Source organism: Streptomyces corallincola (genome assembly GCF_019104725.1).
Taxonomy (GTDB): Bacteria; Actinomycetota; Actinomycetes; order Streptomycetales; family Streptomycetaceae; genus Streptomyces; species Streptomyces corallincola.
This window is the reverse complement of sequence record NZ_JAHRXF010000007.1, coordinates 44,183-66,092: the sequence shown is the minus strand read 5'-3', so window position 1 is coordinate 66,092 and position 21,910 is coordinate 44,183. Positions and strand designations below refer to the sequence as shown.

Here is a 21,910-nt window from a genome sequence, read left to right as displayed (position 1 = left end):
GTCCGCCGTACGGTGTGACCTTCGCCGCTGTCGGGGGGAGGGGTGTCCAGCTACGTTACTCATAAGTAGCATGGGGACTGAGCGCGCGCTCAGCGCAGCGCAGCGCGGCAGTGCCATCCCGCACCCTGGAGGAGAGCCATCGTGCCTCGTACCGTCAGGGATGTCGTCTTCGTAGACGGCGTCCGCACCCCGTTCGGCAAGGCGGGCCCGAAGGGCATCTACCACGAGACCCGCGCCGACGACCTCGTCGTGAAGGCGATCCGGGAGCTGCTGCGCCGCAACCCCGGTCTGGACCCGAAGAAGATCGACGAGGTCGCCATCGCCGCGACCACGCAGATCGGCGACCAGGGCCTCACCCTCGGCCGCACGGCCGGTCTCCTCGCCGGTCTGCCGCAGTCGGTGCCCGGCTACTCCATCGACCGGATGTGCGCCGGGGCGCTGACCGCCGTGACGACCACCGCCGGTTCGATCGCGTTCGGCGCCTACGACGCCGTCATCGCCGGTGGTGTCGAGCACATGGGCCGTCACCCGATGGGCGAGGGCGTGGACCCCAACCCGCGCTTCGTCAGCGAGAAGCTGGTGGACGAGTCGGCCCTGTTCATGGGCATGACCGCGGAGAACCTGCACGACCGCTACCCGCGGATCACCAAGCTGCGGGCCGACGAGTACGCGGTGCGCTCGCAGGAGAAGGCCGCCAAAGCGTACGCCGACGGAAAGATCCAGGCCGATCTGGTACCGGTGTCGGTGCGCCGTACCAACGCGGAGGCCGGGGAGACGGGCTGGGGCCTGGTCACCGCCGACGAGCCGATGCGTCCCGGCACCACGCTGGAGAACCTGGCCGGACTGAAGACGCCGTTCCGGGTGCACGGCCGGGTCACCGCGGGCAACGCGGCCGGTCTGAACGACGGCGCGACCGCGTCGATCATCGCCAGCGAGGACTTCGCCCGCGAGCACGAGCTGCCGGTGAAGATGCGCCTGGTCTCCTACGCCTTCGCGGGCGTGGAGCCCGAGGTCATGGGCTACGGCCCGATCCCGGCGACGGAGAAGGCGCTCGCCAAGGCGGGCCTGGACATCTCCGACATCGGTCTGTTCGAGATCAACGAGGCGTTCGCCGTCCAGGTGCTGGCCCTGCTGGAGCACTACGGCATCGCGGACGACGACGCGCGGGTCAACCAGTACGGCGGCGCCATCGCCTACGGTCACCCGCTCGCCTCCTCCGGTGTCCGGCTGATGACCCAGCTGGCCCGGCAGTTCGAGGAGCAGCCGCACGTCCGCTACGGCCTGACCACCATGTGCGTCGGCTTCGGCATGGGCGCGACGGTCGTCTGGGAGAACCCGCACTTCGACGGAGGCGACAAGTGAGCACCACCGCTGAACTCCTGAAGGGCGCGGCCGAGCTGTTCCCGGACGAGGTCGTCACGCAGGCGCACGTGCGCCACTTCGACCTGCCGCTGAACGCCGGGCGCTTCGCCCTGATCACGCTGGACAACGGCCTGGACCACACCAAGCCGACCACCTTCGGACCGCAGTCGCTGGCCAACCTGGACACGGCCATCGACCAGGTCGCCCGGGAGGCCGCCGAGGGCACGATCGTCGCCGCCGGTGTCACCGGCAAGCCGTTCATCTTCGCGGTCGGCGCCGACCTCAAGGGCGTCGAACTGCTGAAGCGGCACGAGGACGCGCTCGCCATCGGCAAGGGCGGCCACGAGGTCTTCAAGCGCCTCGGCAAGCTGGGCGTGCCGACGTTCGCGTACTACAACGGCGCGGCGATGGGCGGCGGTGTCGAGGTCGGTCTGCACTGCACCTACCGCACGGTGTCCGCCGCGATCCCGGCGTTCTCGCTGCCCGAGGTCTTCCTCGGCCTGGTGCCCGGCTGGGGCGGCTGCACCCTGCTGCCCAACCTGATCGGCGCGGACCGGGCCGTCTCGGTGATCATCGAGAACTCGCTCAACCAGAACCGCCAGCTCAAGGGCGTCCAGGTGCACGAACTGGGCATCGCCGACGCGCTGTTCGAGGGCGCGGACTTCCTGGAGCAGTCGCTGGTGTGGACGGCGGCCGTCCTCAAGGGCGAGATCGTCGTGGAGCGCCCGGAGATCGACCGGGGCGAGGGCTGGGACCAGGCCGTCGCGCGCGGCCGGTTCGTCGCGGACTCCAAGGTGCACGGCGCGGCCCCGGCCGCCTACCGCGCGCTGGACATCATCGACGCGGCCCGCGACGGCGACCTCCAGCGGGGCTACGACGCCGAGGACCAGGCGCTCGCCGACCTGATCATGGGCGGCGAACTGCGCTCCGGGATCTACGCGTTCAACCTGGTGCAGAAGCGCGGCAAGCGGCCCGCCGGTGCCCCGGACAAGAACCTGGCCCGCCCGGTCACCAAGGTCGGTGTCGTGGGCGCCGGTCTGATGGCCAGCCAGCTCGCGCTGCTGTTCCTGCGCCGCCTTGAAGTGCCGGTCGTGCTGACCGACATCGACCAGGAGCGCATCGACAAGGGCGTGGGCTACGTGCACGCCGAGATCGACAAGCTGCTCGGCAAGCGCCGCATCGGCCAGGACAAGGCCAACCGGCTGAAGGCCCTGGTCACCGGTGTGCTGGACAAGGCCGAGGGCTTCGCGGACGCCGACTTCGTCATCGAGGCCGTCTTCGAGGAGATCGGCGTCAAGCAGCAGGTGTTCGCGGAGGTCGAGGCGGTCGCCCCGGCGCACGCGATCCTCGCCACCAACACCTCCTCGCTGTCGGTGTCGGAGATGGCGTCGAAGCTGAAGCACCCCGAGCGGGTCGTCGGCTTCCACTTCTTCAACCCGGTCGCGGTGCTGCCGCTGCTGGAGATCGTGCGCGGCGAGAAGACGGACGACGCCTCGCTGGCGACCGCGTTCGCGGTGGCCCGCAAGCTGAAGAAGACGGCCGTCCTGGTCAAGGACGCCCCGGCGTTCGTCGTGAACCGCGTCCTGACCCGGTTCATGGGCGAGATCCAGAACGTCATCGACGAGGGCACCCCGGTCGCCGTCGCGGAGAAGGCGGTCGAGCCGCTGGGCCTGCCGATGTCGCCGCTGGTGCTGCTGGAGCTGGTCGGTCCCGCGATCGGCCTGCACGTCTCGGAGACCCTCCACCGGGCGTTCCCGGACCGCTTCACGGTCTCCCCGAACCTCAGGGCGGTCGTCGAGGCGGGCAAGCGCGGCTTCTACGTCTACGACAGCGGCAAGCCGGAGCTGGACCCGGAGGTCGCGGCGCTGCTGAAGCAGGGCGACAGCGTGCTGACGGAGGAGCAGGTGCGAGCGCGGGTGCTGGACGCGGTCGCGCGGGAGATCGGGCTGATGCTCGACGAGGGTGTCGTCGCCGAGGCGCAGGACATCGACCTGTGCCTGATCACCGGTGCCGGCTGGCCCTTCCACCTGGGCGGCATCACGCCGTACCTGGACCGCGAGGGCGTCTCGGAGCGGGTGAACGGCAAGCCGTTCCTGGCGCCGGGCGTGGCGAGCGTGCCCGCGTAGGGCACGTCACCGGTACGCACGAAGGGCCCCCGCCCGGCGGGGGCCCTTCGTATGTCCGGCGGTGGGGGGCGTGGGACCCTTGCGGGATGGACGACCCTGATCCGCTCGGTGTGCCGCTGGTGATCGTGGACGGCGCGAACGTGGTGGGCTCCCGCCCGGACGGCTGGTGGCGCGACCGGCGGGGCGCCGCCGAGCGCCTCCGTGACCGGCTGGCCGCCGACGGGCTGCCCGGTGCCGTGGAGCCCGTCGAGATCGTGCTCGTGGTCGAGGGCGCCGCGCGCGGGGTGGAGTCGGTGCCGGGCGTCCTGGTCGAGTCCGCTCCGGGCAGCGGCGACGACCACATCGTGCGGGTCACCGCGTCCCATCCCGGCCGCCGCCGTCTGGTCGTCACGGCCGACCGTGAACTCCGGTCGCGTGTCGAGGCGTTGGGTGCCGAGGTGGCGGGGCCCCGGACGGTACTGGGGCAGGCGCGGGGCAACTCCCCTCACGGGCCGGCGGGTTCGTCCGGCAGCGGGGCGTAGAACACGGCTCCGTCCACCCGGCCCACCTCCTCGTAGCGCTCGGCGAGGATGCGGCGGAGGGTGGGGAGGCGGGCCGGGGCGTAGGGGTGGCCCCGCGAGTCGTCCACGATCAACGCGGGTGCGTGGAGGGTGAGTTCGGCGCGGAAGACGGGCCAGGTGCCGGGGACGGCGTACTGTTCGCCGACCCGGGGTCCGGCCCGGCCGCCGCTGTAGTTGGTGAGCAGTCCGGCGGTGAGGTAGCGGGAGGCGGGGGTGCGTTCCGCGAGCCAGTACGTCTCCGGGTGCATGCCCCAGACCAGGACCCGGTCGGCGGGTGCCGTACGGCCCGCGAGGGCCGCCGCCAGCTTCTGCGCGTGGGCGAGTTCGGGGCGCGGGGCGAGCAGGCCCCAGGCGAGGAACAGCACACAGGCACCGGCGGTGGTGGCGACGGCCCGTACGCGGTGGACGCGGGGCGCGGTGCGGAGCGCGGCGGTGGCCAACAGGGCTGCGGGCGGGGTGAGTTGCAGGTAGTAGTGGCCGAAGAAGTGGAATCCGGCCGCGACCGCGACGGCCGAGGCGCCGAGCCACAGCCACAGGTCCGCCGTTCCGGCGCGACCCGCCCGCACGGCCCGTAGGACCGGCGGGAGCAGGCCCGCGCAGGCCACGGCGAGGATCGCCGCGTTGGCCAGGCAGCGGGTCAGTACGTACCCCGCCGGGCCGCTGAGGACGGCGTACGAGGCGGAGCCGGTGACGGTCCAGAACAGGAAGCCCGCCGGGTCGGTGAGGACGGCGGCGAGGGCGACCGGCAGTACGCACCCGGCGCCGAGTCGGAGCAGCGCGGGGCGGGCCGGGGCACCGGAGCGGAGCAGCAGCCACGCCACGGGCAGCAGGGCCGCTCCCCCGGTCTGCTTGGCGAGGAACGCGCAGCCCACGGCGGCCCCGGCGGCGCCCCAGCGGCGGCGGTCGGCACACCACAGGGCGGCGGCCGTGCCCGGCAGTATGAACAGCTCGAAGGAGGCGGCCTGGGCGTCCTCGGGGTTGAGCCCGACCGAGATCAGCAGGTACAGCACGCCCGCCGTGCGCCCGGCGGTGTCGCCCCAGCGGCCGCGGGCGGTCGAGGCGAGCAGCACGGCGGTGAGGGTCTGCGCGAGCACCGCGAACACTCGGACCGAGGTCAGCGAGCCCGATCCGAAGAGGGCGAAGGCGCCTTCGTACAGCCAGGGCACCAGGGGCGGTTTGCGGTCCACGACCGTCTCGTAGAGCTGTCCGCCGTGGGCGAGGAGGCGGGCCTGCACGGCGAGGTAGCCCTCGTCGGGGTTCCACAGCGGCCGGGCGAAGGAGGGGAGGCGGGTGAGGGCGGCGAGGACGGCGAGCGCGGGAACCAGCCGTCTCCAGTACGCCGTCCGGGTGAGCGGGGCCGGGGGTGCGGTGGCGGGCGGGGCGACGGGCATGGACCGCACGCTATCCGGCCCCGCGTACCCGCACGGAGCGGGACATACGGGGCCGGGGGTCCGGTGGGCGGAAGCGGGCGTTACCCGGCGCCTCCGGAGGAGCCCGAGCGGGTCGCCGGGGTGTCCTCGCCGCGGGCGAGACGGCTGTGGGTGCGGCCGTAGAGGAAGTAGACGGCGAAGCCGATGACCATCCAGATGGCGAACCGGAGCCAGGTCTCGGCGGGCAGGTTGAGCATCAGCCAGAGCGTGGCGCACACCGAGACGATCGGCACGACCGGCACCCAGGGGGTACGGAAGGCGCGCGGCAGGTCGGGGCGGGTCCGGCGCAGGATGATCACGCTGATGGCGACCACGACGAACGCGAACAGGGTGCCGATGTTGACCAGTTCGGCGAGTTCGCTGAGGCTGGTGAACCCGGCGACGACCGCGATGACCACGCCCAGCAGGATGGTGGGCCGGTAGGGGGTCTTGAAGCGCGGGTGGACGCGGGAGAAGAAGCGCGGCAGCAGCCCGTCACGGCTCATGGCGAAGAAGACGCGGGTCTGCCCGAGCAGCAGGATCAGACAGACCGTGGTGAGACCGATGGCGGCGCCGAAGCTGATGATGCCCGCGTACCAGGGATGCCCCACGGCCTTGAACGCGTCGGCGAGCGGCGCCTCCACGGACAGCCGGGTGTACTTCTGCATGCCGGTGACCACGATGGACACGGCGACGTAGAGCACGGTGCAGACGATCAGCGAGCCGAGGATGCCGCGCGGCATGTCGCGCTGCGGGTTGCGGGTCTCCTCGGCGGCGGTGGCGACGATGTCGAAGCCGATGAAGGCGAAGAACACCACCGAGGCCGCGGTGAAGACGCCCATCACGCCGAAGTTGGCGGGTGCCCAGCCGAACATCAGCTGCACCAGCGGCGCCTTGAGGTCGGCGCCCGCGGCGACGGGCTGCGGGGACGGGATGAACGGCTTGTAGTTGGCGCCCTTGACGAAGAAGGCGCCCGCGACGATGACGACGAGGACCACGGCCACCTTGATGGCGACGACCACCTGGGTGATGCGGGCGGACAGCTTCATGCCCAGCACGAGCACGGCGGTCAGCACCAGCACCAGCGCGGCGGCCAGCACGTCGAAGCCGAAGCCGTGCGCGCCGTCCCGGCCCGCGAGGTAGTCCGGGAGGTTCCACCCGGCGTTCTCCAGCAGCGAGCGGATGTACCCCGACCAGCCGACCGCCACCACCGCCGTGCCCAGCGCGAACTCCAGCACCAGGTCCCAGCCGATGATCCAGGCGGGCAGCTCGCCCAGCGAGGCGTACGAGAAGGTGTACGCCGAACCGGCCACCGGCACGGTGGACGCGAACTCGGCGTAGCACAGGGCGGCGAGGGCGCAGACCACACCGGCCACCACGAAGGCGAGCGCGGTCGCGGGTCCCGCGTTGTTCTTGGCGACCTGTCCGGTCAGCACGAAGATGCCGGTGCCGATGATGACGCCGATGCCGAAGACCGTCAGATCCAGGGCGGACAGGGACTTCTTGAGCGCGTGCTCCGGTTCCTCGGTGTCCCGGATCGACTGCTCGACGTTCTTCGTCCTGAAGAGCGTGCTCACGTGCCTACCTCCCACGCTTGTCGTCCTCGACATGGTCGAGAGGACCGGGAGCGCGTATGCCCGGCACAGGCAGATTTACGCAGCCGGGCCGGTTCCGCCACCGGAAGCGGGGGCGGAACCGGCCCGTGGGGCGCGGCGCGGGAGGGTCAGTCGCGGGCGGTCTCGACCGCGTCCCCGGTGTGGTCGTACCGGCCGTCCAGCTTGGCGACCAGGCCGGTTACCTGGCGGGCGACGTCCGGCGCGGTGAGCCCGATCTCGGCCATCACCTCGGCGCGGGAGGCGTGGTCGAGGAAGCGCGGCGGGATGCCGAAGTCGCGCAGCGGCACGTCCACGCCCGCGTCCCGCAGCGCCTGGGCCACGGCCGAACCGACGCCGCCGACCCGGCTGTTGTCCTCGACGGTGACGACCACCCGGTGCCGTTCGGCCAGCGGGGGGAGCGCCTCGTCCACCGGCTTGACCCAGCGCGGGTCCACGACGGTGGTGGAGATGCCCTGCCGGTCGAGGAGGGCGGCGATCTCCAGGCACATCGGGGCGAGCGCGCCGACCGAGACCAGCAGGACGTCCGGGCGGTCGGTGCCGGGCTCGCGCAGCACGTCCATGCCGCCGACCCGGCCGACCGCGGGCACGGCGGGACCGACGGCGCCCTTGGAGAAGCGGACCACGGTCGGCGCGTCCTCCACCGCGACGGCCTCGCGGAGCTGGGCGCGTACCTGGTCGGCGTCGCGCGGGGCGGCCAGCCGCAGTCCCGGCACGACCTGGAGGATGGACATGTCCCACATGCCGTTGTGCGAGGCACCGTCGGTGCCGGTGACCCCGGCCCGGTCGAGCACGAACGTCACCCCGCACTTGTGCAGGGCCACGTCCATGAGGACCTGGTCGAAGGCACGGTTGAGGAAGGTGGCGTAGACGGCGAAGACGGGGTGGACGCCCGCGTGGGCGAGGCCCGCGGCGGAGACGGCGCCGTGCTGCTCCGCGATGCCGACGTCGTACACCCGGTCGGGGAAGCGCTTGGCGAACCTGTCCAGGCCGACGGGCTGGAGCATGGCGGCGGTAATGGCGACGACGTCCTCCCGCTCCTCCCCGAGCTTCACCATCTCCTCGCCGAACACCGAGGTCCAGTCGGCACCGGAGGCGGCGATGGGCAGCCCGGTGTCGGGGTGGATCTTGCCGACGGCGTGGAAGCGGTCGGCCTCGTCCTGGAGGGCGGGCTGGTAACCGCGGCCCTTCTCGGTGAGGCAGTGCACGATGACCGGTCCGCCGAACCGCTTGGCGCGGGACAGCGCGGACTCCAGCGCCTCGATGTCGTGGCCGTCGATCGGGCCGACGTACTTCAGGCCCAGGTCCTCGAACATGCCCTGCGGGGCGATGAAGTCCTTGAAGCCCTTCTTCGCGCCGTGCAGGGTCTCGTAGAGCGGGCGGCCGACGACCGGGGTGCGCTCCAAGACCTCCTTGGTGCGGGCGAGGAAGCGCTCGTAGCCGTCGGTGGTGCGCAGGGTGGCCAGGTGGTTGGCGAGGCCGCCGATGGTGGGCGCGTAGGAGCGCTCGTTGTCGTTGACGACGATGACGAGCGGGCGGTCCTTGGCGGCGGCGATGTTGTTCAGCGCCTCCCAGGCCATGCCGCCGGTGAGCGCGCCGTCCCCGATGACCGCGACGACGTGGCGGTCGTTCTTCTTGAGTTCGTTGGCCTTGGCGATGCCGTCGGCCCAGCCGAGCACCGTGGAGGCGTGGCTGTTCTCGATGACGTCGTGCTCGGACTCGGCCTGCGAGGGGTAGCCGGACAGGCCGCCCTTCATCTTCAGCCGGGAGAAGTCCTGGCGGCCGGTGAGCAGCTTGTGCACATAGGACTGGTGGCCCGTGTCGAAGAGGACCTTGTCCTCGGGCGAGTGGAAGACGCGGTGCAGCGCGATGGTCAGTTCCACCACGCCCAGGTTGGGACCGAGGTGGCCGCCGGTCTTGGAGACGGCATCGACCAGGAAGGTCCGGATCTCCTCTGCAAGCTGGTCCAGCTCCTCCAGGCTGAGCCGGTCCAGATCGCGGGGTCCCGAGATGCGGGTCAGCAGCGGCACCCGTGCCTCCTTGCAGTAGAGCTGATCGAGCTTGTTGCCGGGCCTGTCGAGTCTAATGTTCCGCGTTCGCGGGACACGACAGTGCCCGGCACCTTTCGGGTGCCGGGCACTGTCGCGGGGGTGGTGAAGCCCCCGGATGCCGTGCCTAGGCGCGGCCGGCCGACTTCTGGGTCTTGCGGGTGATCGAGTCGATGATCACGGTGGCGAGCAGCACGCCACCGGTGATCATGTACTGGATCGGGGTGGCGATGCCCTGGAGGGCGAGGCCGTACTGGATCGACGTGATGACGAGCACACCGAGCAGCGCGTTCCAGGTGCGGCCCCGGCCGCCGAAGAGGCTGGTGCCACCGATGACGGCCGCGGCGATGACGTTCATCAGCAGGTCGCCGGAACCGGCGCTCTGGTTGGCGGCGGCGATCTTGGAGGCCCAGAACAGACCGCCGACCGCGGCGAACAGACCCGCGATGGCGAACACCGAGACGCGGACCAGGGTCACGTTGATACCGGCGCGGCGGGACGCCTCGACGCTGCCGCCGAGCGCGAACACCTTGCGGCCGTAGGCGGTGCGGCGCAGCACGAAGTCGCTGCCGACCAGGACGATCGCGAAGAGCAGCACCGCGAGCGGCAGGCCCTTGTACTGGTTGAACATGACCGCCACGGCGAACGCGGCGACCGCGAGCAGCACCGTGCGCAGCACGATGTCGCCGAGCGGGCGGGACGGGATGCCCGCGGCGGCCCGGCGGCGGTTGCCGAGGAAGGCCGACGCGAAGTAGCCCACGACCGCGACGACCGCGAGCAGGTAGGCGGCGGCGACGTCGGAGAAGTAGTACGTGGTGAGCTTGCCGACCACGCCGTCGTCGTCGATGTTGATGGTGCCGTTGGAGCCCAGGATCTGGAGCATGAAGCCGTTCCAGAACAGCAGACCGGCCAGGGTGACCGCGAACGCCGGGGCGCCGATGCGGGCGAAGAAGAAGCCGTGCAGGGCGCCGATGGCCGCACCGGCGGCGAGGGCGACCAGGACGGCGAGCCACTCGTTGACGCCGTGGGTGACGCTCAGCACGGCGGTGATCGCCGAGGAGACACCGGAGACGGAGCCGACGGACAGGTCGATCTCGCCGAGCAGCAGCACGAAGATGATGCCGACCGACATCATGCCGGTGGCCACCATCGCGACGAAGATGTTGTTCAGGTTCTCCGCGCCGAGGAAGGCCGAGTTGAAGCTCTGGAAGATCGCGCAGATCAGGATCAGACCGATGACGACCGGCACGGCGCCGAGGTCACCGGCGCGCATCTTCCGCTTGAACTCGGTGATGTAGCCGCCGAATCCCTGCTCGCGCACGAGCAGGCGGGGGTCCACGGCGGGGGCCGCGTCGGCCGCGACGGCCGGCTCCTCGGCGACGGTGTCGCCGGGTGCGGCCTGGGACTTGTCGATGCTCACTTCTGAGCCTCCGCGTTGCTGCGCGCCGCACGGCGGGTCACGGCGTTGTCCGTGGCACCGGTGATGGCGGAGATGATCTCTTCCTGCGAGGTGGTCTTGACCTCGAACACCCCGTTGTTGCGGCCGAGCCGCAGTACGGCGACCTTGTCCGCGACGGCCTTCACATCGGCCATGTTGTGGCTGATGAGGATGACCGCGAGACCGCGCTCGCGCAGCCGCTCGACCAGGTCGAGGACCTGCGCGGTCTGCTCGACGCCGAGGGCGGCCGTCGGCTCGTCCAGGATGACCAGCTTGGGCTCGCCGAGCATGGAGCGGGCGATGGCCACGACCTGGCGCTGACCGCCGGAGAGCGAGGCGATCGGGATGCGCACGCTCGGGATGCGGATCGACAGCGTCTGGAGCAGTTCGCGCGAGCGGCGCTCCATCTCGACCTCGTCCAGGACACCGCGGCGCTTCAGCTCGCGGCCCAGGTAGAGGTTGCCGACCACGTCGATGTTGTCGCACAGGGCGAGGTCCTGGTAGACCGTCGCGATGCCCAGGTTCTGGGCGTCGTGCGGCCGGTTGACCGTGACGGCCCGGCCGTCCCACTCGATGACACCGTCATCGATGGGATGCACACCGGCGATCGTCTTCACAAGGGTGGACTTGCCGGCGCCGTTGTCGCCGACGAGGGCGACCACCTCTCCGGCGTGGACCTCAAGCTCTACGTCGGTGAGCGCCTGGACGGCACCGAATCGCTTGGAGACCCCGCGCAACGCCAGCACGGGCGTAGCGGACACGTGAACCATCTCCTTCGCCGCCCGAGCCTGACCCCGGCGGGAGGTTGAACAAGAAGAATGAGGGGGGTGCGTTCCGTCCGGCGCCCCGCCGTTCTGCTGCGGGGCTGTCGGCGGCGGGGCGCCGGACGCGCTGACACGGGGCACGCGCGTACGGGACGCGGTGCCTCCGTGCAGGTGTGACGGGGCCGCCGTGCGGGCGGCCCCGGCGGTGTTACTTCAGGCCGATCGCGTCACAGGCCGACTTGTACTTCGGCGTGCAGATCTCGTCGAGGGTGTAGTAACCCTCCTTCACGACCGTGTCCTTGATGTTGTCCTTCGTCAGCGAGACGACGGGCACGATCACGGACGGGATGCCCTTCTCGGTGCCGCTGTCCACCGTGGAGGTCTGCAGCGAGCTGTCCACCTTGCCGGTCTTGGCGATCGAGACGGCCATCTTGGCGACGGTCTCGGCCTCCTGCGGGTAGGACTTGAAGATCGACATGTACTGCTCACCGGTCACGATGCGCTGCACGCCCGCGAGTTCGGCGTCCTGGCCGGTGACCGGGGGAAGCTTCTTCAGGCCCGCGCCCTTGAGCGCGGTGATGATGCCGCCCGCCATGCCGTCGTTGGCGGAGTAGACGCCGACGATCTTGTCCTTGCCAAGGGCGGAGATGGCGGCCTCCATGTTGGCGTTGGCGTTCTCCGGCTTCCACTCCTTGGTGTCGTACTCCTTGCCGATCTTCACCTTGCCGTCCAGGACGGAGTGCGCGCCGTCCTTGAACTGCTTGGCGTTCGGGTCGGTGACGGCACCGTTCATCATGACGATCTCGCCGCTCTTGGCCTTGCCACCCAGAGCCTTCAGCAGGGCCTCGCCCTGCGTCTTGCCGACCTCGGTGTTGTCGAACGAGGTGTACGCGGAGATGGGGCCCTCGGCCAGTCGGTCGTACGCCACGACCGGGATACCGGCGTCCTTGGCCTTCTTGACGCCCTGCGCGACCGCCTTGAAGTCCACCGCGTCCAGGATCAGGACATCGACCTTCTTGGTGATCATGGTGTCGATCTGCTGCGACTGCTGGGTCGCGTCCTGCTTGGCGTTGAGGTAGTCAACCTTGCCCTTGCCGTTGGTCAGCTCCGAGATCTGCTTCTCGATGATGGGCTTGTCGAACTTCTCGTACCGAGCGGTCTGGTTCTCCGGCAGCAGCAGGCCGACGGTGATGGCGTCGCCCTTGGCGGCGGCGGTCTTCTTGCCGCTGTCGGGGTTGTCGCCGGACTCCTTCGCGCTGCCGCAGGCGGCGAGCGAGACGGCCATCGCGGTGGCGGAGAAAGCAAAGGCGGCACGACGCATACGCGTGTTCACTTCAGAAACCTCCCTGACGAGGCCGCGTCGTTGCGGCCGAGGTGGCTGGAAGTCAACTCGGCCGCACCACACGGCGTCAAGAAGTAAATCCTTAACGAGATGGCAACGGTGCCATTCGTTATCTAAGTGAAGGCGGGCGTGGCCACCGAGAGGGTGCCCATCGCGGACCCGTCAAGCAGGGTCGAATCGCCCATTTCGCTCAGCGCGAGGGCGAGCGCGCCGAGCACCTCGGCGCGGCCCCCCAAGGCCCCCGGAAGGACGGAGAGTTGGCGGGCGGCACTGGGGATCGCGTAGCGGCCCACGGACTCCCTGATGGGCGCCAGGACCAGCTCCCCGGCCTCCGCGAGGTCGCCGCCGAGCACGACCCGGCTCGGGTTCAGCACGTTGCAGAGGTTGGCGACGCCGCTGCCGACGTGCCGCCCCACGTCCGCGATGACCCGGCGGCAGCCGGGGTCCCCCTCCCGGGCGAGGCGGACGACGCCCTCCATGCTGAGGTCGCCGCCGTGACTCGGCCGGAGCAGCGGAAGGACGTACCGCGCGGCGGTGAACGTCTCCAGGCAGCCCCGGTTGCCGCAGCGGCAGACCGGTCCCGACTCGTCGATCGTGATGTGCCCGATCTCCCCCGCGGTGCCCCCCGGACCCCGGTAGATCTTGCCGTTGATCACCAGACCTGCGCCGACCCCGCTGGCGACCTTGATGTAGGCGAGGTCGCGCACCCCCTTGCCCGCGCCCCAGACCAGTTCCCCGAGGGCGCCGAGGTTGGCGTCGTTGTCCACGTGCACCGGCACCCCGAGCCGCTCGCGCAACTCCTGCGCGGGCCGGGTGCCGGTCCAGCCGGGCAGGATCGAGGTGGAGCCGAGGGTGCCGGACTCCACGTCGATCGGGCCGGGCACGCCGAGGCCGACCCCGGCCACCTTGGTCCGGTCCACCCCGGTCGCCACGATCAGCCGGGAGACGAGTTCCTCGGCGCGGTCGAAGCCCTGGGCGGAGGACGCGTCCACGTCCAGCGGCTCGGACTCCTCCGCCAGCACCTGATGGGCGAGGTTGCCGATGGCGACCCGCAGATGGGTGTGGCCGAAGTCGATGCCGACGACGATGCCCGCGTCCCCGCTCAGCGAGACGCTGCGGGCCCGCCGCCCGCCCGCCGAGGTGGGCGTCACCTCGACCGTGCCGCCGTCCTTCAGCTCCCGCACGATGTTCGAGACCGTGGCGGCGGACAGGCCGGTAGTCCGCGCGATCTCCGCCTGCGTGAGCGACCCGGCAAGCCGTACGGCCCGTACGACCCGCTCCAGGTTGGCTCGGTGCAGCGACGACTGCGACCCCGGAGTCTCCATCGACCCATCCACTCCCGCCATCGGCCGGGCGGCCCCTGTGCCACCCGTGGCCCGGGTCACATCTGCGGAACCGGGGCCACTTACAAGTTATGAACTCCAAGCTCCGCTGTACGGGTTGCCGCAGTCAAGTCCTTGAGGGAAATCGTTCTCACACTCCGGGTCGCCCGCCGGACACGCTCCGGCCACGGTGACGCCACTCCCGAGCAGGGCGGGAGCACCTCCGGAGGGTGCCGGGAGCAGGGCCGGGAGGGGCCCGGGTCGGGTCGCCGGGGGCACCGGGAGAGCCGCGCCGGCGGGGCGCCGACCGTTCGGATGCGGAATCCGGGCGGCCGGACCTTTGCCGGGCCGTGACCGGCCGATGGGCACCCGGCGAGCAAATAGCGGACGCGAAGACTCCGGGGGCACCTCCGTCCCGGCCCGCGCTACTTCAGCGCCCCCGCCGTCAGCCCCGCCACCACCTGGCGCTGGAAGACGATGTACGCGGCCAGCACCGGCAGCATCGCCATCACCAGCCCCGCGAACAGCCCGGACCAGTCCCCCTTGTACCCCTGGCTGACGGCGAGCTGCACCAGCCCCTGGGTGAGCACCTTCTTGTCGGGGTCGGTGTTCAGCACCGTCGGCAGCATGTACTGGTTCCACTGGCCGAGGAAGTTGAAGATCCCCACGCTGATCAGGCCCGGCTTCGCCATCGGCAGCATGATCTGGAAGAAGGTCCGGGAGTGCGAGGCGCCGTCCACGAAGGCCGCCTCCGCCACCGAGGTCGGCAGCGTGCGGAAGAAGGCGGTCAGGAAGAACACCGTGAACGGCAGCGAGTACGCGATGTAGACCAGGATCAGCCCGTGGATGGTGTTGAGCAGCCCCATGTTGTTCACCACGTAGAACAGCGGGACCAGCGCCAGCATGATCGGGAAGCTCATCCCGCCGACGAACAGGAAGTAGATGAACCGGTTGCCGGGGAAGTCGAAGCGGGCCAGCACATAGGCCGCCATCGAGCCGAGCACCAGGGTGCCGGTCAGGGAACCGGCGACCACCAGGATCGTGTTGAGGAAGTAGTCGCCCATGCTGGCCTGGGTCCAGGCCCGCGACCAGTTGTCGAAGTGCAGCCGGTCGGGGAGCGACCAGGGCGAGCCGAAGATCGAGCTGTCGTCCTTGAACGAGGTCATCACCGCCCACAGCAGCGGCAGCACGACCATGACCGCCCAGATGATCAGCACGCCGTGCGAGAAGACGTTGAGGACACCGCCCTCCTTCTTCGCGGTGCGGGGGCGGGGCCCGGACGCGTCGGTCTTGGCGACGGGTGTGCCCGGCCCGGCGGGCAGCGGTGCGGGGCTCTCGGTCGTCGTCATCGCTTTCAGAACTCCAACCGCTCGCGGCGGCCCAGCCGCATCACGATCGCGGCGAACGCGAGCGTGACGACGAGCAGGGCGACGCCGATGGTGGTGGCGTAGGCGGCCTGACCGTCCCGGAACGCCTTCTGGTACACGTACAGGACCATCACGGTCGTCGAGTAGTCGGGCCCGCCGGGGCCGGTCGTCATGATCTGCACGACCGCGAAGGACTCCGCACCGAGCGCCAGGATGCCCATGTACACCCAGCCGGACTGCACGGTGTCCCACAGCAGCGGCAGCGTGAGGCGGAAGAACGTGGTGACCCGGTCGGCGCCGTCCAGCAGCGCCGCCTCGTACAGCTCGGCCGGTATGGAGGCCATGCCCGCCGAGAACAGCACCACGAAGAAGCCGACCGTGGACCACACCAGCACCGCCATCACGCACCACAGCGCGAGGTCCGGGTCGCCCAGCCAGAGCGGCTGGAGGCCGTCCAGGCCGACCCCGCGCAGCAGCGAGTTGATCGCGCCGCTGTCCGGGTTGTACGCGAAGGCGAACAGCAGCGCGACGATGGCGATGGAGAGCACCTGCGGGAAGAAGTAGACGATCTTGTAGAAGGCGGAGCCCCGCACCCCGGTAATGACGGGGCCACCCCTCCGGCGCCGTCCGCCCACGTTGATCATGAAGGCGAAGAACAGCGCCAGACCGATCGTCACCACCGGCAGCACCAGGGCGAACAGCAGGCTGTGCTCCAGCGACTTCCAGAAGATCTCGTCCTGGAACATCCTCGTGTAGTTGTCGAATCCGACCATCTCGAATTCGGGGCTCAGGCCGGTCCAGTCCGTGAACGAGTAGTAGATGGACTGGATGAACGGCCATATCACGAAGAGCGCGTACAGTCCGAGTGGAATGGCCAGAAATCCCACAATGAACCGGTACTTGCCGTGCTGCATCGCCACTCCGGTGCGTCAGGGGGTGTGGATCACTGGTGCTTGTAGTGCTTGATCGAGGAGTCCTTGGCGGCCTCGTCGGCGAAGCCCTGGATCTTCTTGATCGCCTCGGCCGGAGTGAGGCGGCCGGCCATCATCTCGCCCAGCCCGCCGACGCCGATCTTCTCCTTCTGGAGCTGGACGTACCAGTCCTGGAGCCGGGGGTTCACCACGTTGTCCCCGGCCTTGTCGAGGGCCGCCACACCGGACTTCAGACCGGGTGTCAGGCTGATCCCGTCGGTGCCGCCGTTGAAGGCGGTCAGCGACTTCACCTTGGACGTGAAGTTCCTCGACGACGCCTCGGAGAGCATGATGCGCAGCTGCTCCATGCCGCCCCGCGCGTTCGCCGCCTTGGCCGGGACGATGAACGGCTCGCCGCCGGACGCCCAGATGGTGCCGAACGGCATCTTGTCCGAAGAGTCGATCCCGGTCGGCGCGGAGACGGCGAGGTCGAAGTCGGCCGGGATGACGTTGGCCGACTCGTTCTCCACCCAGGAGCCGTTCGGGATGAACAGCGCCTCGCCCTTGGCCCACGCGGTCTGCGACTGGATGTGGTCGAGACCGGGGGTGCCCTTGAGGACGTAGCCCTTCTTGTACAGCTCGTAGTACGCCTCGAAGCACGCCTTGACCGCCGGGTGCTTCCAGGCGTTCGGCTCCAGGTTGTCGATGGCGTCCAGCACCTCGCGCCCGCCGACCTTGCCGATCATCGGGTACAGCGAGAACGGGATGTAGTACGGGTACTTGCCCGCGTACGTCCAGCCCGCCATGCCCTTCTTCTTGGCCTTGGCGCAGACCGCGAGCATCTGGTCCCAGGTCTCGGGGTACTCCGCGTCGAGCGAGTCCAGCGCCTTCCGCGAGTACCAGGCGCCGTAGACCGTGTAGGCGTAGTACAGAATCCACACCGGCTGGCCGTCGAACTGGCCCATCTCCACGATGCCGGGGCGCAGCGTGTCGCGGACCTTCTTCGACGGGTCGTCGTAGGAGGCGGCGTCGAGCAGCGGGGTGAGGTCGGCGAGCTGGTTCTTGCCGACCAGGACGCCCATGTCCATCTGCTCGGCACCGGAGTTGTCGATGAGGTCCGGCGGGTTGCCCTGGTTGAAGCGGGGCTGGAGCGTGGACTGGATCTTCTGGGTGGCGGCGAACTTCACCTTCGCCTTGGGGAAGCCCTTCTGATACACCTTCACCGCGTCCTCGGCGTACTCCTTGCCGAAGCCGCCGTCGAAGAGGACGAACTCCATCCCCGCGTCCGCGCCCACGCCCAGCGGGTTCTTCGCGGTCTTCTCGCCGCCCTTCGCCTTGTTCTGCCCGCTGCCGCCGCTGCTCGCGCAGGCGGAGAGCAGGCCGCTTCCGGGGGCGGCCACCAGGGCTATCGCCGCGGAGCGCTTGATGAGGTCACGGCGGCCGACGCCCTCGCCGTCGTGGTGCGCAGTGGATCCCTTGCTCAAGTCCTCGCCCTCTTCCAGGACTCAGGCGGTGAACCGGATCCTCCCGGCACCGCTGTCGGGTAGTGCGGGGTCGTGCGAATCGTGCGGGGAAACGCCGACAGGTATAGTCCACTTCCCTCGGACGGAGCAAGATCGAATGCACCTCGGAGCCCCGGTCTTTTCCGAGTTGAGACCTCCCGGAAATGTGCGCGGCCCGCGAAGGCCGTTCCGGGGAAATCCGCAGCACAGGCGCCTGAATGCCACAGCCAACACCCTTGACATCAGGGGTCACTTGACGACCTACTGGTTGCTGCGCAGGAAATTGACAACGTTGTCTCACAGGGCGCAGGAGGGGATTCCCCAGATGTACCGGAGAACTCGGCACCGATATGGGCCGGTGCTGGTCCTTTCAGTCGGCTTTGCGCTGGCTGTCGGAACCCAGGGGGCCGCGGTGGCTCTGCCCGCGAAGCACCCGGCACCGGACCGCGACTTCGCGTCCTCGTTCGAGTCGGGCGACCCGGCACCGGACTGGCTGAGCACCGTGGACACCGCGCGGGACGGCAGCAAGCGGGCCTCGGGCGTGGACGGCGGCTACAGCACCGGCATTCCGGGCAACGTCAACGACCGGGTCACCGATGTGCGGGCGAGCGGCGAGAACGCGAGCGCGGGCGAGGTGAAGGAGAACCTCACCGACGGCGAGCCGGGCAGCAAGTGGCTCACCTTCCAGCCCACCGGCTGGGTCGAGTTCGACCTCGACAAGGCCGTCCGGGTGGCCGCCTACGCGCTCACCTCGGCCAACGACCACGCCGAGCGCGACCCGAAGGACTGGAACCTCCAGGGCTCCACCGACGGCAAGGACTGGAAGACGCTGGACACCCGGTCGGGCGAGACGTTCGCCAACCGGTTCCAGACGAAGTCCTACGAGGTGTCGGAACCGGCCGAGTACCAGCACTTCCGGCTGAACGTGACGAAGAACGCGGGCGCTCCGGACCTCCTCCAGCTCGCCGACCTCCAGCTCTCCACCGGCTCCGGCGACACCTCGGTGCCGCCGGACATGGTGACCCTGGTGGACGGCGGCCCGAACGGCTCGCCCACCGCGAAGGCCCGCGCGGGCTTCACCGGCACGCGGGCGTTGCGCTACGCGGGGCGCCACACGGCCGAGGGGCGCGGTTACTCGTACAACAAGGTCTTCGACGTCAACGTCAAGGTCGGCCGGGACACCCAGCTGTCGTACAAGCTGTTCCCGTCGATGGCGGACGGCGACCTGGACTACGACGCGACCAACGTGTCCGTGGACCTGGCGTTCACCGACGGCACGTACCTGAGCGGACTGGGCGCGCTCGACCAGCACGGGTTCCCGCTCACCCCGCGCGGTCAGGGCGACGCGAAGGCGCTGTACGTCAACCAGTGGAACAGCGTGGCGTCCCGGATCGGCTCGGTCGCGGCGGGGAAGACCATCGACCGGGTGCTGCTCGCCTACGACTCCCCCAAGGGCCCGGCGAAGTTCCGGGGCTGGGTGGACGACATCGACATCCGGCGGGTCGCCCCCGAGAAGCCCAAGGCGCATCTCGCGGACTACGCGCAGACCACGCGCGGCACCAACTCCAGCGGCAGCTTCTCGCGCGGCAACAACTTCCCCGCGACCGCGATGCCGCACGGCTTCAACTTCTGGACGCCGGTCACCAACGCGTCGTCGCTCAGCTGGCTCTACGAGTACGCACGTGCGAACAACGACGCCAATCTGCCGACCGTCCAGGCGTTCAGCGCGAGCCACGAGCCGAGCCCGTGGATGGGCGACCGGCAGACCTTCCAGCTGATGCCGTCCGCCGCGTCCGGCACCCCGGACACCGGCCGGGAGGCCCGCCAGCTCGCCTTCCGGCACGAGAACGAGACGGCGCGTCCGTACTACTACGGCGTCACGTTCGAGAACGGGCTGAAGGCGGAGATAGCCCCGACCGACCACGCGGCCTCGATGCGGTTCACCTATCCGGGTGACGACGCGAGCGTCGTGTTCGACAACGTGACCGAGCAGGCCGGGCTGACCCTGGACAAGGACAACGGGATCGTCACCGGCTACTCCGACGTGAAGTCGGGCCTGTCCACGGGCGCCACCCGGCTGTTCGTGTACGGCGTCTTCGACCAGCGGGTCACCGACGGCTCCTCCAGCGGCGTCAAGGGCTACCTGAAGTTCAGGACCGGCTCGGACCACCGGGTCACGCTGCGCCTGGCGACCTCGCTGATCAGCGTGGACCAGGCGAAGGACAACCTGCGCCAGGAGATCCCGACGGGCACCTCCTTCGACGCCGTCAAGGCGGGGGCCCGGCACGCCTGGGACAAGCTGCTCGGCAAGGTCGAGGTGGAGGGCGCCACGCCCGACCAGCTGACCACGCTGTACTCCAGCATGTACCGGCTGTACCTCTACCCGAACTCCGGCTTCGAGAAGGTCGCGGGCAAGGACCAGTACGCCTCCCCGTTCTCCGCGATGACCGGCCAGGACACGCCGACGCACACCGGTGCGAAGATCGTGGACGGCAAGGTGTACGTCAACAACGGCTTCTGGGACACCTACCGGACCACCTGGCCCGCGTACTCGTTCCTGACGCCGTCCCAGGCGGGCGAGATGGTGGACGGGTTCGTCCAGCAGTACAAGGACGGCGGCTGGACCTCGCGCTGGTCCTCCCCCGGCTACGCCGACCTGATGACCGGCACCTCCTCGGACGTGGCGTTCGCCGACGCCTACGTCAAGGGCGTGAAGTTCGACGCCAAGGCGGCCTACGACGCGGCGGTGAAGAACGCCACCGTCGTCCCGCCCGCCTCCGGGGTCGGCCGCAAGGGCATGGCCACCTCCCCGTTCCTGGGCTACACCTCCACCGCCACCGGTGAGGGCCTGTCCTGGGCGATGGAGGGCTACGTCAACGACTACGGCATCGCCAAGATGGGCGAGGCCCTCTACAAGAAGACCGGCGAGAAGCGGTACAAGGAGGAGTCCGAGTACTTCCTCAACCGGGCCCGCGACTACGTCAACCTCTTCGACCCGAAGGCCGGCTTCTTCCAGGGCAAGGACGCCAAGGGCAACTGGCGGCTGGACTCCTCGAAGTACGACCCGCGGGTGTGGGGCTACGACTACACCGAGACCAACGGCTGGGGCTACGCGTTCACCGCGCCGCAGGACAGCCGGGGCCTGGCCAACCTGTACGGGGGCCGCGCCGGACTCGGTGACAAGCTGGACACCTACTTCTCCACCCCGGAGACCGCGTCCACCGACTTCGTCGGCTCCTACGGCGGTGTCATCCACGAGATGACCGAGGCCCGGGACGTGCGGATGGGCAACTACGGCCACTCCAACCAGGTCGCGCACCACGTCATCTACATGTACGACGCGGCGAGCGAGCCCTGGAAGGCGCAGGCCAAGGTGCGTGAGGCGCTGTCCCGGCTGTACGTCGGCAGCGAGATCGGGCAGGGCTACCACGGCGACGAGGACAACGGCGAGCAGTCGGCCTGGTACCTGTTCTCCTCGCTCGGCTTCTACCCGCTGGTCATGGGCGGCGGCGAGTACGCGATCGGCTCCCCGCTGTTCAAGAAGGCCACCGTGCACCTGGAGAACGGCCGCGACCTCGTCGTCAAGGCCCCCAACAACAGCGCGAAGAACGTGTACGTCCAGGGCGTGACCTTCAACGGCCGCCCCTGGAAGTCCACCGCGCTGCCGCACTCCATGCTGGAGAAGGGCGGGGTGCTCCAGTTCACGATGGGCTCCAAGCCGTCGGCGTGGGGCTCGGGCAAGGACGCGGCGCCCGTCTCGGTCACCCAGGACGACAAGGTGCCCACCCCGCGCGCCGACGTCCTCAAGGGCGACGGGCCGCTGTTCGACAACACCTCGGCGACCAGCGCCACCGTGACCTCGGTGGACCTGCCGGTGGCGGCGGCGACGCGTGCGGCGCAGTACACGCTGACCTCCGGGGCCGACCACACCAAGGCGCCGACCGGCTGGACCCTCCAGGGCTCCTCGGACGGCACCACGTGGCAGACGCTGGACCGGCGCTCGGGCGAGTCCTTCGCCTGGGACAAGCAGACCCGGGCGTTCACGATCGCCTCGCCGGGGTCGTACACGAAGTACCGGCTGGTGCTGGACGGCGAGTCCACGCTGGCGGAGCTGGAGCTGCTGGGCTGACGCCCGGCACCCGGCAC

14 protein-coding genes are annotated in these 21,910 nt (G+C 69.9%); 4 read left to right on the top strand and 10 right to left on the bottom strand.

Annotation, left to right across the window (positions count from 1 at the left end; genetic code table 11):
* Positions 1-141 precede the first annotated feature (141 nt).
* The 3 genes from KUM39_RS07530 to KUM39_RS07520 all read left to right on the top strand — a co-directional run bounded on the left by KUM39_RS07530 (position 142) and on the right by KUM39_RS07520 (position 4,009).
* Positions 142-1,362, top strand: a complete 1,221-nt coding sequence (locus KUM39_RS07530) for an acetyl-CoA C-acyltransferase (protein WP_217784635.1) — start codon at positions 142-144, stop codon at positions 1,360-1,362.
* Positions 1,359-3,488 (top strand): 3-hydroxyacyl-CoA dehydrogenase NAD-binding domain-containing protein, encoded by a 2,130-nt coding sequence (locus KUM39_RS07525; RefSeq protein WP_217784634.1) that lies wholly within the window; start codon positions 1,359-1,361, stop codon positions 3,486-3,488. The genes KUM39_RS07530 and KUM39_RS07525 overlap by 4 nt, the downstream gene beginning before the upstream one ends.
* An 86-nt stretch (positions 3,489-3,574) precedes the next feature.
* Complete coding sequence (locus tag KUM39_RS07520) at positions 3,575-4,009, top strand: PIN domain-containing protein (protein WP_217784633.1); 435 nt, start codon at positions 3,575-3,577, stop codon at positions 4,007-4,009.
* Here the strand turns inward: KUM39_RS07520 and KUM39_RS07515 are convergent.
* The 10 genes from KUM39_RS07515 to ngcE form a co-directional block, all read right to left on the bottom strand.
* Positions 3,973-5,439 carry a glycosyltransferase family 39 protein gene (locus KUM39_RS07515; RefSeq protein WP_217784632.1) on the bottom strand — a complete coding sequence of 489 codons (1,467 nt, stop codon included), beginning with the start codon at positions 5,437-5,439 and terminating at the stop codon, positions 3,973-3,975. The two genes, KUM39_RS07520 and KUM39_RS07515, sit on opposite strands and share 37 nt — an antisense overlap.
* A gap of 80 nt (positions 5,440-5,519) precedes the next feature.
* Entirely contained in the window at positions 5,520-7,034 is a 1,515-nt protein-coding gene (locus KUM39_RS07510) for an amino acid permease (protein WP_308288076.1), read from the bottom strand.
* Positions 7,035-7,180: 146 nt separating this feature from the next.
* On the bottom strand, positions 7,181-9,100 hold the full coding sequence (gene dxs / locus KUM39_RS07505; RefSeq protein ID WP_217784630.1) for a 1-deoxy-D-xylulose-5-phosphate synthase: 1,920 nt from the start codon (positions 9,098-9,100) through the stop codon (positions 7,181-7,183).
* Positions 9,101-9,245: 145 nt separating this feature from the next.
* Positions 9,246-10,538, bottom strand: a complete 1,293-nt coding sequence (locus KUM39_RS07500) for a sugar ABC transporter permease (RefSeq protein WP_217784629.1) — start codon at positions 10,536-10,538, stop codon at positions 9,246-9,248.
* On the bottom strand, positions 10,535-11,326 hold the full coding sequence (locus tag KUM39_RS07495; RefSeq protein WP_217784628.1) for an ATP-binding cassette domain-containing protein: 792 nt from the start codon (positions 11,324-11,326) through the stop codon (positions 10,535-10,537). Before KUM39_RS07495 ends, KUM39_RS07500 begins: the two co-directional genes overlap by 4 nt.
* A 202-nt stretch (positions 11,327-11,528) precedes the next feature.
* Complete coding sequence (locus KUM39_RS07490; RefSeq protein WP_217784627.1) at positions 11,529-12,653, bottom strand: sugar ABC transporter substrate-binding protein; 1,125 nt, start codon at positions 12,651-12,653, stop codon at positions 11,529-11,531.
* A 122-nt stretch (positions 12,654-12,775) separates the two neighbouring features.
* Entirely contained in the window at positions 12,776-13,987 is a 1,212-nt protein-coding gene (locus tag KUM39_RS07485; RefSeq protein ID WP_217784626.1) for an ROK family transcriptional regulator, read from the bottom strand.
* Between the two features lie 422 nt (positions 13,988-14,409).
* Complete coding sequence (locus KUM39_RS07480) at positions 14,410-15,333, bottom strand: carbohydrate ABC transporter permease (RefSeq protein WP_217784625.1); 924 nt, start codon at positions 15,331-15,333, stop codon at positions 14,410-14,412.
* Positions 15,334-15,338: 5 nt separating this feature from the next.
* Positions 15,339-16,265, bottom strand: coding sequence for a carbohydrate ABC transporter permease (locus KUM39_RS07475; RefSeq protein ID WP_217784624.1), 927 nt, complete (start codon positions 16,263-16,265; stop codon positions 15,339-15,341).
* Positions 16,266-16,294: 29 nt separating this feature from the next.
* On the bottom strand, positions 16,295-17,746 hold the full coding sequence (gene ngcE, locus KUM39_RS07470; protein ID WP_217784623.1) for an N-acetylglucosamine/diacetylchitobiose ABC transporter substrate-binding protein: 1,452 nt from the start codon (positions 17,744-17,746) through the stop codon (positions 16,295-16,297).
* A 343-nt stretch (positions 17,747-18,089) separates the two neighbouring features.
* Here ngcE and KUM39_RS07465 point away from each other — a divergent pair, with 343 nt between their 5' ends.
* Positions 18,090-21,893: a GH92 family glycosyl hydrolase gene (locus KUM39_RS07465; RefSeq protein WP_217784622.1), complete on the top strand. Its 3,804-nt coding sequence runs from the start codon at positions 18,090-18,092 to the stop codon at positions 21,891-21,893.
* The last annotated feature ends 17 nt before the right edge of the window (positions 21,894-21,910 follow it).

Coding starts and splice junctions, on each gene's coding strand:
- KUM39_RS07520 (WP_217784633.1), top strand. CDS start 3,575: ATGGACGACCCTGATCCGCTCGGTGTGCCGCTGGTGATCGTGGACGGC.
- KUM39_RS07515 (WP_217784632.1), bottom strand. CDS start 5,439: ATGCCCGTCGCCCCGCCCGCCACCGCACCCCCGGCCCCGCTCACCCGG.
- KUM39_RS07495 (WP_217784628.1), bottom strand. CDS start 11,326: ATGGTTCACGTGTCCGCTACGCCCGTGCTGGCGTTGCGCGGGGTCTCC.
- KUM39_RS07485 (WP_217784626.1), bottom strand. CDS start 13,987: ATGGAGACTCCGGGGTCGCAGTCGTCGCTGCACCGAGCCAACCTGGAG.
- KUM39_RS07480 (WP_217784625.1), bottom strand. CDS start 15,333: ATGACGACGACCGAGAGCCCCGCACCGCTGCCCGCCGGGCCGGGCACA.
- KUM39_RS07475 (WP_217784624.1), bottom strand. CDS start 16,265: ATGCAGCACGGCAAGTACCGGTTCATTGTGGGATTTCTGGCCATTCCA.
- KUM39_RS07465 (WP_217784622.1), top strand. CDS start 18,090: ATGTACCGGAGAACTCGGCACCGATATGGGCCGGTGCTGGTCCTTTCA.